Origin of the sequence: Empedobacter sp. UBA6305 (assembly GCF_002440405.1) — a bacterium.
In the GTDB taxonomy this organism is placed as follows: Bacteria; Bacteroidota; Bacteroidia; order Flavobacteriales; family Weeksellaceae; genus Empedobacter; species Empedobacter falsenii_B.
In genome coordinates, this window is record NZ_DJTP01000008.1 from 69,028 (window position 1) to 84,098 (window position 15,071).

At 29.3% G+C, this 15,071-nt stretch carries 15 protein-coding genes; 7 read left to right on the forward strand and 8 right to left on the reverse strand.

Going from position 1 to position 15,071, the window contains the following annotated elements:
- Positions 1–27: 27 nt before the first annotated feature.
- Together B3M86_RS02410 and B3M86_RS02415 are read right to left on the reverse strand one after the other, a co-directional pair.
- The gene (locus B3M86_RS02410; RefSeq protein WP_219033870.1) at positions 28–627 is read right to left on the reverse strand and encodes an HD domain-containing protein; all 600 of its coding nucleotides are present in this window, start codon (positions 625–627) and stop codon (positions 28–30) included.
- 84 nt (positions 628–711) lie between these two features.
- Entirely contained in the window at positions 712–2,790 is a 2,079-nt protein-coding gene (locus tag B3M86_RS02415) for a S8/S53 family peptidase (protein ID WP_286495331.1), read from the reverse strand.
- A 325-nt stretch (positions 2,791–3,115) separates the two neighbouring features.
- Between B3M86_RS02415 and B3M86_RS02420 the strand changes: the two genes are divergently transcribed.
- From B3M86_RS02420 to B3M86_RS02445, 6 genes are all read left to right on the forward strand, one after another.
- Positions 3,116–3,643 (forward strand): 30S ribosomal protein S16, encoded by a 528-nt coding sequence (locus B3M86_RS02420; protein ID WP_180905332.1) that lies wholly within the window; start codon positions 3,116–3,118, stop codon positions 3,641–3,643.
- A gap of 24 nt (positions 3,644–3,667) precedes the next feature.
- A complete protein-coding gene (rimM, locus tag B3M86_RS02425; protein ID WP_280049017.1) occupies positions 3,668–4,192 on the forward strand; it encodes a ribosome maturation factor RimM in 525 nt (174 codons plus the stop codon).
- A gap of 129 nt (positions 4,193–4,321) precedes the next feature.
- On the forward strand, positions 4,322–6,004 hold the full coding sequence (locus B3M86_RS02430) for a glutamine--tRNA ligase/YqeY domain fusion protein (protein ID WP_125349536.1): 1,683 nt from the start codon (positions 4,322–4,324) through the stop codon (positions 6,002–6,004).
- Between the two features lie 91 nt (positions 6,005–6,095).
- Positions 6,096–6,794: a RadC family protein gene (gene radC / locus B3M86_RS02435; RefSeq protein WP_125349537.1), complete on the forward strand. Its 699-nt coding sequence runs from the start codon at positions 6,096–6,098 to the stop codon at positions 6,792–6,794.
- Between the two features lie 27 nt (positions 6,795–6,821).
- On the forward strand, positions 6,822–8,051 hold the full coding sequence (locus B3M86_RS02440) for a polysaccharide deacetylase family protein (RefSeq protein ID WP_125349538.1): 1,230 nt from the start codon (positions 6,822–6,824) through the stop codon (positions 8,049–8,051).
- The gene (locus B3M86_RS02445) at positions 8,048–8,935 is read left to right on the forward strand and encodes a hypothetical protein (RefSeq protein WP_219033877.1); all 888 of its coding nucleotides are present in this window, start codon (positions 8,048–8,050) and stop codon (positions 8,933–8,935) included. The genes B3M86_RS02440 and B3M86_RS02445 overlap by 4 nt, the downstream gene beginning before the upstream one ends.
- On the opposite strand, the gene B3M86_RS02450 is transcribed toward B3M86_RS02445, so the two are convergent.
- Positions 8,909–9,604 carry a class I SAM-dependent methyltransferase gene (locus tag B3M86_RS02450; protein ID WP_185144150.1) on the reverse strand — a complete coding sequence of 232 codons (696 nt, stop codon included), beginning with the start codon at positions 9,602–9,604 and terminating at the stop codon, positions 8,909–8,911. The two genes, B3M86_RS02445 and B3M86_RS02450, sit on opposite strands and share 27 nt — an antisense overlap.
- 106 nt (positions 9,605–9,710) lie before the next feature.
- On the opposite strand from B3M86_RS02450, the gene B3M86_RS02455 reads away from it, so the two are divergent.
- Complete coding sequence (locus B3M86_RS02455; protein WP_280051190.1) at positions 9,711–10,586, forward strand: polysaccharide deacetylase family protein; 876 nt, start codon at positions 9,711–9,713, stop codon at positions 10,584–10,586.
- Here B3M86_RS02455 and B3M86_RS02460 read toward each other — a convergent pair.
- From B3M86_RS02460 to B3M86_RS02480, 5 genes are all read right to left on the reverse strand, one after another.
- On the reverse strand, positions 10,583–11,170 hold the full coding sequence (locus B3M86_RS02460; protein WP_291075767.1) for a class I SAM-dependent methyltransferase: 588 nt from the start codon (positions 11,168–11,170) through the stop codon (positions 10,583–10,585). The genes B3M86_RS02455 and B3M86_RS02460 overlap by 4 nt on opposite strands.
- Positions 11,171–11,390: 220 nt before the next feature.
- On the reverse strand, positions 11,391–11,612 hold the full coding sequence (locus tag B3M86_RS02465) for a polysaccharide biosynthesis C-terminal domain-containing protein (protein ID WP_291075769.1): 222 nt from the start codon (positions 11,610–11,612) through the stop codon (positions 11,391–11,393).
- Between the two features lie 14 nt (positions 11,613–11,626).
- Entirely contained in the window at positions 11,627–12,637 is a 1,011-nt protein-coding gene (locus B3M86_RS02470; RefSeq protein ID WP_291069144.1) for a polysaccharide biosynthesis protein, read from the reverse strand.
- A complete protein-coding gene (locus B3M86_RS02475) occupies positions 12,634–13,770 on the reverse strand; it encodes a glycosyltransferase family 4 protein (RefSeq protein WP_291053423.1) in 1,137 nt (378 codons plus the stop codon). Before B3M86_RS02475 ends, B3M86_RS02470 begins: the two co-directional genes overlap by 4 nt.
- Positions 13,763–15,022 carry a lipopolysaccharide biosynthesis protein gene (locus tag B3M86_RS02480; RefSeq protein WP_291049752.1) on the reverse strand — a complete coding sequence of 420 codons (1,260 nt, stop codon included), beginning with the start codon at positions 15,020–15,022 and terminating at the stop codon, positions 13,763–13,765. The genes B3M86_RS02475 and B3M86_RS02480 overlap by 8 nt, the downstream gene beginning before the upstream one ends.
- Between the last annotated feature and the right edge of the window lie 49 nt (positions 15,023–15,071).

A 15,071-nucleotide genomic window follows, 5' to 3' on the forward strand; every position in this document is an offset into this window, starting at 1 on the left:
TAATTAAATGAATAATAAGTTACAATATTATTTCACTTCTTGATAAAATTCTTCGATAAAATTTTCCATATACTGATGACGTTTTAAAGCAATTTCTTTTGCTGTTTTGGTATTCATCAACTCTTTTAATTTAAATAATTTATCATAAAAATGTTGCACGCTAGAAGCGTCTTTCGAATTATCGTACGGATTATATAAAATACTACCTACACTTCCGCCATATGCAAAACAACGCGCAATACCAACCGCTCCAATTGCATCTAAACGATCAGCATCTTGCACAATTTCAGCCTCGATAGTTGTTGGTTTATTTCCTTTACTAAATGAAACTTGCGAGACTATTTCCAATACTTTCTGAATTGATTCTTCCTCTACATGAATTGATTCTAAAAATTTTCTAATTAATTCCTCCGATTTATCAACTCCATTATGCAATTTATAATCACCGATATCATGTGTCCAAGCTGCTAATTCAACCAAAAAAGAATCTGCATTTTCAGTTTCTAAAATCTTCTTCGCATTTGTCACCACACGTTCTATGTGAAAATAATCGTGTCCTGTTCCTTCATCTAAAAAAGTTTTTTTGATATAAGCTTGTGTCTGAATAAGTATTTCTTGTTTGTTCATTTTTTAATAATCTATTTCACGCTAAAATAAAAAACTTCAATAACAATGTTATTGAAGTTTTAAATTAATAGAAAAAATACTGTTCTATTGTTTTACAATTTTCTTAGAAACCGATTGTTTATCTGTTTTGATATTAATAATATAAACACCTGTCGGTAAATTTGAAATATTAATTTGTTTCTTATCCGAAGACGAAACTTTTTTTCCGGTCATATCAAAAATATCTACAACTGTTATTTTTTCAGTTGTCTGTACATTTACAATATCTTTTGCTAATGTTGGATAAACAGAAATCGATTTATCAACAGCTAACTCATCTGTATTAAGAGCTCCAGTTGTTCTACCTGTTATCAATACAGTAACATCCTGATTCTTTTTAACTCCTGCGTTATCTATTAAATTTCCTTTATTTGAAATAATAACTTTATATTTTGCTCCTTTTGTTGGAGTCTTTATAAGAACTTGTTCATAATTATCTACTGTATTATCTCCTTTGATTGCAGGACCAGTAACATTATTTAAATCTAATTTCCATGGAAAATAAGTAACATTTGTAGAACTTTCTACTACTCTTAAATCAAAATCATTAATCAATCTTGAAGACTGATTATAAAATAAATCATTTATATTTTTAAAATAAGCTGCTTCTGGGTCTATCCAGGAAATACTTGCTTTCAAAGGTGTTCCATCGGAAGTTATTTCATACACTATATCTGTACCTGAAACTTTTGATTTTCTTTCAAACAATTTTGTATCATCTAATAAAACCTCTGCTGCTTTTTTAGTATTTAATAATCCCCAACCAAAATAAATATCTGGTCCATCATTATCTCCAGCCTCATCAGCAGTATGTAAAAGTAGTGTTTTAGCTTCATCTCCAAAAAAAGTAAATGTAGAATTATTATTTACTAATCTTTGTAACTGAGTCAACATTCCCATTGCCCCCGTCACAATTGGTGCAGAAAAAGATGTACCACTTCCTATAATAAATACATTATTTTGTGTAGGATTTGATGAGTCATATGAAGGAGCAATCAAAGAATCTCCATAAGTAGAAATATCTGGTTTAATTGCTCCATCTTTACGAGGTCCAACACTTGAAAATGTTGCTCTATTATCTTTTGTTAATGTCGTAAATTTATAATCAGTAGTATTCGGTAATTTAACCGCTCCTACAACAATGATATTTTTAGCCAATGACCCCCAACCAATACAATATGCATCATTAATACAATTTTTTGAAGGTATTACTTCCGATGCAGTAAAAGGTGTCCAAATCCCATCTTTGTATTGGAATTTTGGATTAGTATCAGAGGCATCTGGTCCCGAACCATAATAATTACCTGCTGATTTAACAACAATATAATTTGGATTATTATAAACCGTCTTGTCAAAATCAGCATCAGAACTATAATAAGATCCACTCAAAGTAGCACTGGCGTCCTTAACTAAATCTTGATAATTTGTCATATTAAAATACCATCCAGGACCTAATTTATCTGTCTTAGAATAATAATTATCCCATCCTAAATTTACACCATAAGAATGATTAGATAAATTTTCTTTTGCATTTAAAAGCTTCTGTATATTGTTTCCATTTGTTGTTGTATTAAAACTGCTATTTTTTATTTTAGCTTTTGTTAATACTCCTTTAGCTGCATATTGTGGGTATCCATTAAATGAAGCTCTACCTTCGGCTGCAATAAAACCTGATACAGAAGTTGCATGATCAGATATTGCAGTTGCTCCATTTTCGGTATCAAATAATCTGCTTGAATTTCCATAATCAAGATCTCTAAACTCAATATGTGTTCCTAGCGCTGCCCCTCCGTCCATTACTAGTACACTAACATCTTTCCCATTCAAAACAAAACCATTAATACCTTCATTTTGTAACTCAGTAATACCCGCTCCTGTATTTGCTCTAATATCATCAGTTTGGTAAAAAAAAGGTGAATCTTCTATAAAACCTGCGAGATTAGAAATTCCTTTTGATTGATCTACAATTACAGATTTAGCATTCTTATTCTGTAGACTATTAAACTTCTGTTCATTCTTTAATTGCTGCTCTTCCAGTTTTTTATAAAAAATCGCATTATTATCCTGCGCAAAAGAAGCTGACAATCCAAATAATGTAAATAATAAAATAAATGTTTTCTTCATACTATGTTTATTTATGTAATTTTATTCACTAATTATTGAAGGAGTTATTGTTGAATCTCTTATAATTAGTGTATCATTAATTTTAATATGGTCATCATTAATAATCACCGAGTCTATATCATTTTTCTTATTAAGCTCAGTAGAATTGGTCTTACATGACAATAATAATGTAAGTATCATTAATGTTAAATATTTCATGAAATTGATTTATATAAAATTAGAATTAATATCTGAATACTAATTCTAATTCATATTATTATTTTTTTGTATATTTGCACCTCAAATTTGTAAAACGGGACGAGTTCCCAAAATAATTAGTTATACTATGGCTACAAGAATTAGATTACAAAGACATGGTCGTAAAGGAAAACCATTCTTTCACATCGTAGTTGCTGACTCAAGAGCAAAACGTGATGGTCGTTTCATCGAAAAATTAGGTACTTACAACCCAATTACTAACCCTGCAACTGTAGAATTAAATGTTGATTCTGCTGTAAAATGGTTACAAACTGGTGCTGAGCCAACTAATACTGCTAAAGCTTTATTATCTTACAAAGGTGCTTTTATGAAAAAACACTTATTAGGTGGTGTTGCTAAAGGTGCGTTTTCTCAAGAAGAAGCTGACAAACGTTTCGACGCTTGGTTAGAAGCTAAAGGTGAAAAAGTTCAAGCTAAAAAAGACGGTTTAACTTCAGGTGCTGCTGCTGCTAAAGCTGCTGCATTAGAAGCTGAAAAAGCTGTTAATGAAGCTCGTGTAAAAGCTGCTCAGGAAGCTGAAGCTGCTGCACAAGTTGAAGAAACTCCTGCTGAAGAAGCAGAAGGTACAACTGAAGAAGTTGCTACAGAAGAATAATTTTTAAGTTCAGAGACGTTCCAAATGACAAAAAATGATTGCTACTATTTAGGTAAAGTTACAAAGAGACATGGTTTCAAAGGTAATTTAATCATTCACTTGGATACAGACGAACCAGAATTATACGATACTTTGGAAGCAGTGTTCATCGAGCAAGATGGTACACTGGTTCCATTTTTTTTCGAAACTTCTCAGCCTTATCAAGGCACAAAATTATTAGTAAAATTTGAAGATGTTGAAGACGAAGATGTCGACAAATTAATCAATCGCGAACTTTATTTACCTCTAAAATCATTACCAGAACTTTCTGGAACAGATTTTTATTACCACGAAATTGTTGGTTTCACGATTTATGATCAAACAAATACAGAAGTTGGAACGATAAAATCTGTTAACGATTCTGCTGCACAAGCTTATTTTGAAGTAGATGCAAACGGAAAAGAAATCTTAATCCCGATGATTGATGAGTGGATCTTAGAAGTTAATCGTAACGAAAAAGCAATGCTTATCCAAATTCCAAACGGATTATTGGAAATTTATTTGGGGTAACTTATCCATTATAAATCATTTATTTACTTCTATTTTTTGATTGAATTTTTCTAATTGTAAAATCCGGAATTTTCGACATTATATTTATTGTCAATTTCGTACCTTTGCAAACTCAATCGTAATTAAAAAATGGAAGAAGAAAAAAAATCATTGAATTTTATTGAGCAAATCATCGAAGATGATTTAGCCAACGGGATGCCGAAAGAAAATTTACGTTTTCGTTTCCCACCAGAACCAAATGGTTATTTGCATATCGGGCATGCAAAAGCAATCTGCTTAAACTTCGGTTTAGGACAGCGTTACAATGCGCCTGTAAACTTACGTTTTGATGACACTAATCCTGACAAAGAAGAGCAAGAATTCGTAGATTCTATCCGCGAAGATGTGAAATGGTTAGGTTTCGAGTGGGCTGAAGAACGCTATGCTTCTGATTATTTCCAGCAGCTTTACGATTGGGCTGTTCAATTAATTAAAGAAGGAAAAGCGTACATCGACGACCAGTCTTCAGAAGTGATTAATGAACAACGTAAAACACCTTTTGAACCAGGAATTGAATCTCCTTATAGAAATCGTTCTGTTGAAGAAAATTTAGATCTTTTCGAACGAATGAAAGCGGGAGAATTTGAAGAAGGAACACATGTTTTACGTGCAAAAATAGACATGACTTCTCCTAATATGAACATGCGCGACCCTGTTATGTATCGTATTTTGAAACGTCCTCATCACCGTACTGGAGACACTTGGAAAATGTACCCAATGTACGATTGGACGCATGGAGAATCTGATTATATCGAAGGAATTTCACACTCATTATGTTCATTAGAATTCAAAAATCATCGCGATTTATACGAATGGTACGCGAACAATGTGGAACTACCAAATCAACCTCAAAAACCAAAACAACGCGAATTTGCTCGTGGTAATGTTTCGTACATGATTACAAGTAAACGTAAGTTGATGAAATTGGTTCAAGAAGAAGTTGTAACAGGTTGGGACGATCCACGTATGCCTACTATTTCAGGTTTGCGTCGTCGCGGTTATACGCCAGAATCGATTAAGAATTTTTGGAATACAGCCGGTGTTGCAAAACGTGATAATGTATTGGATATTTCGTTATTAGAATTCTCTGTTCGTGATCATTTAAATAAAATTGCTCCTCGTGTTTTTGCTGTTATTGATCCAGTGAAAGTGGTAATCGAAAATTATCCAGAAGGACAAGTGGAGGAATTAGAAATTGAGAATAATCCGGAAGATGAAACAGCTGGAACTCGTATCGTTCCTTTCACAAGAGAAATCTACATCGAACGTGAAGATTTTATGGAAGAAGCGCCTAAAAAATTCTTCCGTTTATCATTAGGAAACGAAGTTCGTTTGAAAGGTGCATATTTCATTAAAGCTGAAAGAGTAGAAAAAGATGCTGAAGGAAATATCACAACAATCTATGCAACTTACGATCCTGAAACGAAGTCTGGAAGTGGAACTGAAGCTTCTAAACGTAAAGTAAAAGGTACGTTGCATTGGGTTTCTGCAACAGAGAATATTCCGATCGAAGTTCGAGAATATGATCGTTTATTTACAGTTGAATCTCCAGATGCAGAGAAAGATGTTGACTTTTTACAATTTGTCAATCCAAATTCTTTAACTGTAAAAGAAGGTTTTGCTGAGCCTGCTTTGAAAGAAGCCAAAGTGGAGGATAAATTCCAGTTTCAACGTATTGGATATTTTGCTTTAGATCGTGATTCTTCTACAGAAAAGTTAATTTTCAATAGAACAGTTACCCTTAAAGATACTTGGGCAAAAGTCAATAAATAAAAAAAACTATTTCATTAAATATCAAGCTCGAACAAATTTGTTCGAGCTTTTTTTATTATATTGTAAAATACAAAATCAATCCCTTATATAAATGGATTACTTAGAGAATAAAAATTCGATAAAAAACTGGAATGAAGATGATCGTCCTCGCGAAAAATTAGCTTTAAAAGGGCGTTCGTCACTTTCTGATACCGAATTGTTAGCGATTATCATGGGAAGTGGAAATCGTGATGAATCCGCTGTAGAGTTAGCAAAACGAATCTTAAATTCTGCAAACAATAATTGGAATGAATTAGCAAAATATTCAATTGTAGATTTATGCAAATTCAAAGGAGTTGGAGAAGCAAAAGCAATTTCGATAATCACAGCAATGGAAATTGGAAGAAGACGAAATTCGCAAGAGATTTTAGAACGCGACAAAATTACTTCAAGCAAAGACGCAGCCATAATTTTACAACAACAAATTGGTGATTTACCAAACGAAGAATTTTGGGTAATGTTTCTCAATCAAGGAAATCGAATCATTAAAACTGAGCAAATTTCACGAGGTGGAATTAATCAAACCGCTGTCGATATTCGAGTAATTTTTAAACGTGCCTTAGAGTTAATGGCAACTGGAATGATACTTTCTCACAATCATCCTTCTGGAAATCTTACTCCAAGTCAGTCTGATATACACATTACTCGAAAAATAAAAGAAGGTGCCACTCTTTTAGATATTCAAGTTTTAGATCACATTATTGTTTCTCAAAAAGATTTTTATTCATTTGCGGATGATGGTCTAATTTGATATCTTTAAGCTTTATTGAAAACTATTTTGAGTCAAAAAATCATCATATTTACAGAAAAAATAACGAATCGAATTGAATATATTTTCGATTTTATTTTTCATAATTTTTCTGGAATTGACTACAAAACGACTACAGATTTTGATGAGTTTTCACAATCAATTTTACCAAAAATCAACTTTTCAAATCAATTTTTAGAAAATGAAATCAATTATAAAGTTGATGATATTTTATTGGAAACTACCATTCAAGAAAATGTTGATTATTCAATTTTAAACGAATTTGGGAAATGTTTTTATTGGCTTTCTCGTTATGAAGAATACATTGCAAAACCAGAAAAATTTGATAAACACAATCGTTTTTTAGGTTCGGATTTAGATTATTCGAAACCAATTGTAGATGAAATTTGTATTGAAATTCAAAAAAAGATAAAGTCTAAATTTCCTGAAATTTATTTTAAACAGAGAGTTTTCAAACAGATTAATACTCATGACGTAGATTATGCATGGAAATATCTTCATCATTCTCCTAAAATAAAATTTGGTTCACTTTCAAAGAAAATTTTAAAAGGTGATTTCAAAGAATTTCAGAATCAAATCAAAATTTTAAATCAGCAAAAAAAAGATCCTTACGATACATTTGATTATTTGAAAGTTTTAGCTGAAAAACATCAAATCGAAACAGTTTTCTTTTGGTTATTGGGCGATTATTCTACTTTCGATAAAAATCATCATTGGAAAAATAATGCTCAAAAAAATTTAATAAATAACATTTCAACTTGGGCAAAAATTGGAATTCACCCTTCTTATCAATCTAATTTTGATGAAAATAAATTAACAATTGAAATTAATCGATTAGAAAAAATTAGCAATCAACCGATAAAAAAATCACGTCAACATTTCATTAAATTGAATTTCCCTTACACTTATCAACAATTGTTAATAAATGAAATTTTGGAAGATTACACCATGGGATTCCCACATCAATTAGGCTTTAGAGCTGGAACATCTACTCCATTCAAATGGTTTGACTTATCAAGAAATCAACAAACATTGTTAAAAATATATCCTTTTGTCGCAATGGATGTTACATTGAAAAATTATTTAAAATTAACACCGCAACAAGCTTTAGAGGAAATAAAACGATTGAAACAAACAATTAAAGCCACAAACGGAACGTTTATAACATTATTCCACCAATCAAACTTGAACGAAGATTGGACTGAATGGCGAAAAGTTTACGAAAGTATTTTTAAATGATAAAAAGAGTTTCTCGAAAAAAATTAGATGTTAATAAATATACCGAATGTCTCAACAAATCGGTGAATTACCGCATTTATGCCGAAGTTTTTTATTTGGATGCTTTAGTTGAAAACAATTGGGATTGTTATGTTTTGAACGATTATGAAGCCATAATGCCTTTGCCATATACAAAAAAAATTGGTATAAAATTTATTACACAACCAATTTATTGTCAACAATTAGGAGTTTTTCATCAAGAAAATTTCTCAAAAGAAACTTTTCAACTTTTTGAGAAAAAACTACATCGAAATTTAGTGAGAGCTTATGCTTTTAATGAGGAAAATACAGAGATGTTTGAACCGAAGGGACAGAAAAAGGTTAATTATATTTTAGATTTGAATCAAGATTATGAAATTTTATTTTCAAATTACAGTAGAAATAGAAAAAATGAAATTCGTAAAGTAGAAAAATCCAATTATAACATTGAAAAAGTTACTCAATTAAATCGATTTTTCAAAATAAATTCATCTTATGAATATTTGATCGCAAATAATTTAATAAACTATTCGCAAGAAAAAATTCAAAGTTTATTTAATCAAAAAATTATTAATATTTATGAAATTTTTGATCAAGAAGAAAATTTAATTGGTTGTCAACTAATCATGATTTCTAAAAATCGAGTTTATAATTTTGCTTTTGCAAGAAATAAGAATTCAAAAAGTAATTTTGGATCAGCTTACATAATAGATTACATTATCAAAAACTTTTCTAATTCAGAATTAACACTTGATTTCGAAGGTTCTATGATTCCTTCTATAGCTAAATTTATGCAAGGTTTTGGTGCTATAAAAAATCATTATACAAACTATTCTAATTTAGACTTTTTGACAAAGAAAAATTAATTCACGATAGCCATTTCCAACAGAAAGTTTCTTTGCTAAATTATGATCAATTTTATTTCGATAATCTATTTTTTCGACAATTATATTTTCACGTTTTAATCTTTCTTGAAAGTCCTGTCCATGCAATCTCAATAAATCTTTTTCGCCATAATTTTTTAATCGTTCTTCTTCTGTCTTAAATTCAGCATTTTCAAACGTATTATTTATTGGATGAATAGGAGTTTGAATCAAAGCTTTTCCTCCTTTTTTTAGAACGCGAAACAATTCATCAATTGCCTTTTTTTCGTTTGGAATATGCCCTAAAACATGACAACAAATTATATAATCAAATGTGTTATCAGGATAATTTATTGAAGTAATATCCATTTCTTCATCAGCAAGATTAATGTTAATATCAGCATTGATATAACGTAAATTATCGGTCTGTTTAAAAATATTTTTCAATGCGTCTTCTGGAGCAATATGCAATAATTTATTCGGTTTAACCAATAAATCTGTTTCATTTTTTATAAACTCTAACAAAACTCTTGTCCTTTCTAATGAACCACAATTTGGACATTCAGCATTTTCTCGGTTATCTATACCGTTTGATTTATCCAAAAACTTAGAAAAAGATTGTTCGCAACAATTACAATAAAAATTATTTCCTTTCAGAAATAATCCATTCAATTTCTTTAAATTTTTTCTATTATTAATTCTTATCTTTTCGGAAAATATTTTTTTATAAAATGTTTTAATTGCATTCATTACTTACAAACGTTAAGACTGCTATTTTATGATATTAAATTTATTCAAAAAAAATATATTTCCTTTTTACCATACAGTTTCAGATAAAAGATTAATTCATATCGATCAATTATATCCATTAAAATCTATTGATCAATTTCAACGTGAATTAGATTTTTTTCAGAAAAATTATGTCAATATTTCTATGATTGAATTAATTGATTTATACGAAAAAAATGGTTCTATTCCTCAAGAAAATTACTTTCATCTTAGTTTTGATGATGGTTTGAAACAATGTTACTCTATAATTGCTCCAATATTAAAAGAACGAAATTTAGATGCAACTTTTTTTATCAATCCAAATTTTATTGACAATCAAGAAGTTTTTTATCGGTATAAAGTTGCTTTCATTTTAGAAAACATTACAGACAATAACCTTAAAAAAGAACTTTTAAATTATTCTATTCATGATCTTAAAAAAATTAATTCATTAATTTTAAAACAAGAAATAAAACTAAATGATGTTGAAATTTATTTGAATGAAAATGAAATTAAAGCATTAATTCATCAAGGCTTTACAATTGGCGCACATTCAATGAATCATCCTTATTATCGCGATATTTCTTTTGAACAACAACTTATAGAGACAAATGAAAGTTTAGATTTTATCCAACAAAAGTTTAATTTGGATTATCGAGTTTTTTCTTTTCCTTTTACAGATGATGGAGTTTCTATAAACTTTTTTAATACTATAAAATCCGATTTTACATTTGGTACGGCAGGAATAAAAAACGATGAGATTTCAACAAATATTCAGCGACTTCCGATGGATAATTGTATTTCTAACCCAGCAATTTTTATAAAAAAGAATCGTTATAAATTTTATATTCAGAAACTACTACAGAAGCATGTTGTTTCTCATTAATTAATTTTTAAATCTATAGAAAAAATTCTCTTTGGATTATCGTAAAGTTTAAGAATATTTCCTTCATAATTCTTTGGTGTATAAATAGCACACATTGTATTTTCTACATGATATAGATTTTTATGAAATTGTTTAGGAACTCCTTTTATAATTGCATTCAATATTTCAAAACGTATCTTTTCTGGCGAGAATGCATAATCATGCCAAATAACGATAGAGTTTTCATGAATCAGATGTTCAAAAACATTTTTTGTATCCGAAACTACAAAATCAAAACGATGATTTCCATCGATAAAAATTACATCAAATTTTTTATTCAATCCTGAAAAATCAAATTTAGTCGAGTCTCCTAAATGTTGTTTTATTTTAGATTTATCTTTTATAAAAAAACCATGTGCATTTTCATAATCTTGTGAAAAGTTATACGTTTTATAATCCTTTGTATCTAAATCTAACGTATTCAAATCATCAGCAACATCAATCAAATTAACAATACTTTCTCCTCTCCAAGTTCCAATTTCGAAATATTTACATTGTTCAAATTCTTTACACGCATTTTTCAGCAGTAATAAATCTGTAATCAAAGAACCGCCATCTAAAAAAGCAACTGTATCTAATTTTCCGTCAAAATTTGGAAATAATTGATCTAAAGAAACTTGATTTAGTCCTTTCTTATAATGATTTGGCGTTTTCTTTTCCCAATTTTCATTTTGGTCAATGATAATATTTAATAACCAAGGATTCTTACAAATTTGAAAAAATCCATTTATAAATTTTGATAATTTTTTTTTGATAATGACATTTTTAAATATTTTTTAAATACTTATTAAACAAATAATATGCGTATAATCCAGAAATTAAGAAAGTTATTAACATACCTAAAGCTGCTCCTTCTATTCCATAAAAAGGAATTAATAGCGCATCAAAAATAACTAAACAAACAATTGAGAGGATTGATACTCTTACATTCCAATCTGATCTTCCTATTGTACTATTCAAGTTAATGTATAATACTCTAAACAACATTGCTAAAACAACTGCTATTGTTGCAATAAAAAAACTGTACCACCAGTTAAATAACTTTTATTGAAAAATAACTCGATTATAAAATCTCTAAGAAAATAACTTCCTAAAAGAATACTAATTCCTATAGGAATGAATAGCTTATAATAATTTTTTATATAAAATTTCAGAAAATCCTTGTTCTGACTATTTTTAATAATTCGAGGAAAATCGGTTTGAAATAATATAGTCGGAATAAATAATAAATTCATAGGCAAAAGAATCGCAACTTTATACAAAGCAATATCTTTATCTGTCATAAAAATCGCAATCATTCCAATATCAATCGAAAACAATAACTCTGAAGCGAAATAAGCCAAAGATTCCATTCTTCCATATTTCCACATCATTTTCCAATTCATTTCACTTAAACCACTTATTGATTGTTGTAAAATTGTTTTAGAATAGAAAAATAAACTAATAAAAGGTGTAATCGCCAGCGAAATCATATAACCAATTGCTCCAAAGTTGATGGTTAAGAAAAATGTAAAAATCAGTCCCAAACAGTTAATCAATATATTTAATGAAGCAAACTTTTTATTAAAACCATTTATACGATAATCAATTGTAAGATGTGATTGGAAAAATAAGCCCAAAAGACGAACAGAAAACAAGAGAATAATCCACAATAAATGATCAAATTTTATGGCATAAAAATTAGCAATTACAATAAAAAGACTACATAAAATAAGCTGATTAATAACACCATTTCTAAATAATTTTCGACTTAGGTCTTTACGTGTTTGTTCATTTTCTTCACCAGCACCAAATTTCATCAAAACCTGTAATGAACCTAATCCATTCCATGGCGTAACAAACCCAATGATAGATGCGATAAGTGTTATACGACCAAATTCATCTTGAGGAATCATTTTTACAATGAAAATGGTATTAATCAACATCACTAATTTTTCTACCACAAAAGATAAAAAAACGTAAAAACCATTGTTTTGTAAAAAGGATTGTATGAATTTGATTAAATCTTTCATTCTAAAACTTTCGTGTAGACATCATCAAATTGTTGAGCAATTTCTTCCTTAGAAAAATTATTCAAAACATAATTATTTAATTCCTTTGGTGTTGCAAATTCATAACCTTCTATCACCTCAACCATTGCTTTATAAAGTGCTGATTCATCATTTTTATTCACAATAAATCCAAAATTATTTGGCATAAATTCTTTAATTCCACCAACATCACTTGCGATAACAGGAATTCCCGAAGCAAAAGCTTCTATTTGTACACAAGGTTGATTTTCATAATTACTAAAAAGTACAAAACAATTCACATTTTTCATCTTTTGATTCACTTCAAAATGTTGTAATCGCCCAAAAGATTTTACAAAAGCAGACAAATTATTTTCTTCAACAAAATTATTAATCAAAGTTAAATCTCCATTTCCTCCAATCTGAAATTCAAAATCATAGCCATTATCAACTAACTTTTTAACAACATTCAACATTCCTAAAATATTTTTATGTTCATTTTCTAAATGCGAAAGATGTAAAAAAGTTATTCTTTTTATTTTACAATCTTCTTTTACCGAAAACAATTCTACATCCACAACATTTGGAATAATTTTTACAATTGTTATAGGATAAATTTTAAGTATTTTCTGTGCTAAATCATTTGAAACAGGCGTTAAAACATCTACCTTTCTAAGTATTTTTTTAATTAAAAACTTCTTGTAAAATGGAAATGAAATAAAACGTTCTGGAGAAAATCCTGTCCAATGCTCTGTTAAAACTATTGGTTTTTTGTATTTATTTTTCAAAAACAAAGCAACTAAACCAGCTGGATAAACAACATTGAGATGAATTATATCAAAATTATTAACCAAAGAAACTCCTTTCAGAAAAGCTATAAATTGTTTGATTAAATTAAACGGACGAAAAAAAGATGGTTTAAAATAAACAATTATTTCCCTTACATTTTGGTTGATAGAATCATCTATTTCAAAATTAGATTTTAAATTTTCATCTTTTACTGCATGAACAAGCGTCACATTATTTAAAGTAGAGATAGAACGTAAATGGCGCTGAATAAAATCTCCATTATCTAAAAAAATTCTACTCGGATACCAAGATGCTAAAGCTAAAATATTTTTTCTCGAATTATTCACCTAACTTTTTATAACGTTTCAGTTCTTTCATTACAAAGTAAAGTTGAACCAAATAGCCCATTCCTGCAAAGAAAGAATATAGAGATAACGTCAAAAGTATGTTTTTATTTAGTCCGCCAATCACACAAGTAATCAATGTGACGAAAACCAAATAAATATTGAAGTATAGTGCGTAATGATTTTTCTTGATAACCACAACTATTTGCTGAATAGGATTCATTGCAGAACGACACAAAATCCAAAATGAAAGTATCCACGTCATAATATGCAGACCTCGCCATTCTGGTCCAAGCATCCACTCGAGAATAAAAATTCCGATACAATTCATCAACAAAAGAAAAACAGCAATTGCTCCAACATTGTACAGCACCACTTTTTTCGATAAATCATATAATTGATGTGAACGATGATCAATCATTGCAGCAGATTTCTGAAAGAAAACTTTCGACATCGAATTGGAAAGCAACGTCAAAGGAACAACCAAAACTTTAGCTGAATTTCCCACAAAAGCTACATCTTCTTTCAAGAAATAAATCGCGATCATAATTGGCAATAAATTGTTAGCAATTGCATTCAACGATTCTGAGGGTAATGTATATTTTATGATTTCTTTGTTCTTAGAAATTGTTCGTTTAGCCAACCCAAAGTCAATGGAAGAAAATCGTCCTTTTGTAATTGAAAAATAATATGCACAAGACAAAATAGTTCCGAAAATTGTTCCATAAATCAATCCTGTTTCTTTGTAGCCTATCCAATAAAAAATGAACTGAAAAAAAACCGAAAACAACGCATTAATCACAAATCCAGTCGAAATACTTTTGAATAATTTATACTTTGTAAACAACGTATTTTGTACATTGTTCCAAGCTGTAAATACCCCTGCAACACAACTTAAGAAAACAATAAATAAGGAGGTTTTGAATGTGAAAATTTTTTCTAAAATAGCATAACCCAAAAAGAATAAAATCGTTACAATACTACTCACTAATAATAAGGTTGTAAACAAATTTCTAATCGCTTTCGATGATTTCGAAATCACGAAAATATTCTCTAAACGAAATGTTGTCAAAATAGAAAGAATGGCCACAAAACTCAAAAAAGCATTGTAAGTTCCCGATGCTTCTGGACCATAAATTCGAGCCAAAATAATTCCGCCAATAAACATAATCACTTGCGCAATTGTGTTACCTACCAACAAAGACAAAACACCTTTGGCATTCTTCGTTTTAAATTTTTCTAACTTCGCTTTCAATTGATATTTTCTTCATCAGCAAATCTACATAAAATCCTTAGCTTTGCAT

What these genes read in the sequence shown, in the direction of transcription:
- B3M86_RS02420 (WP_180905332.1), top strand. Translation starts at nt 3,116, where the DNA reads ATGGCTACAAGAATTAGATTACAAAGACATGGTCGTAAAGGAAAACCA.
- B3M86_RS02455 (WP_280051190.1), top strand. Translation starts at nt 9,711, where the DNA reads ATGATATTAAATTTATTCAAAAAAAATATATTTCCTTTTTACCATACA.
- radC (WP_125349537.1), top strand. Translation starts at nt 6,096, where the DNA reads ATGGATTACTTAGAGAATAAAAATTCGATAAAAAACTGGAATGAAGAT.
- rimM (WP_280049017.1), top strand. Translation starts at nt 3,668, where the DNA reads ATGACAAAAAATGATTGCTACTATTTAGGTAAAGTTACAAAGAGACAT.
- B3M86_RS02445 (WP_219033877.1), top strand. Translation starts at nt 8,048, where the DNA reads ATGATAAAAAGAGTTTCTCGAAAAAAATTAGATGTTAATAAATATACC.
- B3M86_RS02430 (WP_125349536.1), top strand. Translation starts at nt 4,322, where the DNA reads ATGGAAGAAGAAAAAAAATCATTGAATTTTATTGAGCAAATCATCGAA.
- B3M86_RS02465 (WP_291075769.1), bottom strand. Translation starts at nt 11,612, where the DNA reads ATGTTGTTTAGAGTATTATACATTAACTTGAATAGTACAATAGGAAGA.
- B3M86_RS02410 (WP_219033870.1), bottom strand. Translation starts at nt 627, where the DNA reads ATGAACAAACAAGAAATACTTATTCAGACACAAGCTTATATCAAAAAA.
- B3M86_RS02415 (WP_286495331.1), bottom strand. Translation starts at nt 2,790, where the DNA reads ATGAAGAAAACATTTATTTTATTATTTACATTATTTGGATTGTCAGCT.
- B3M86_RS02470 (WP_291069144.1), bottom strand. Translation starts at nt 12,637, where the DNA reads ATGAAAGATTTAATCAAATTCATACAATCCTTTTTACAAAACAATGGT.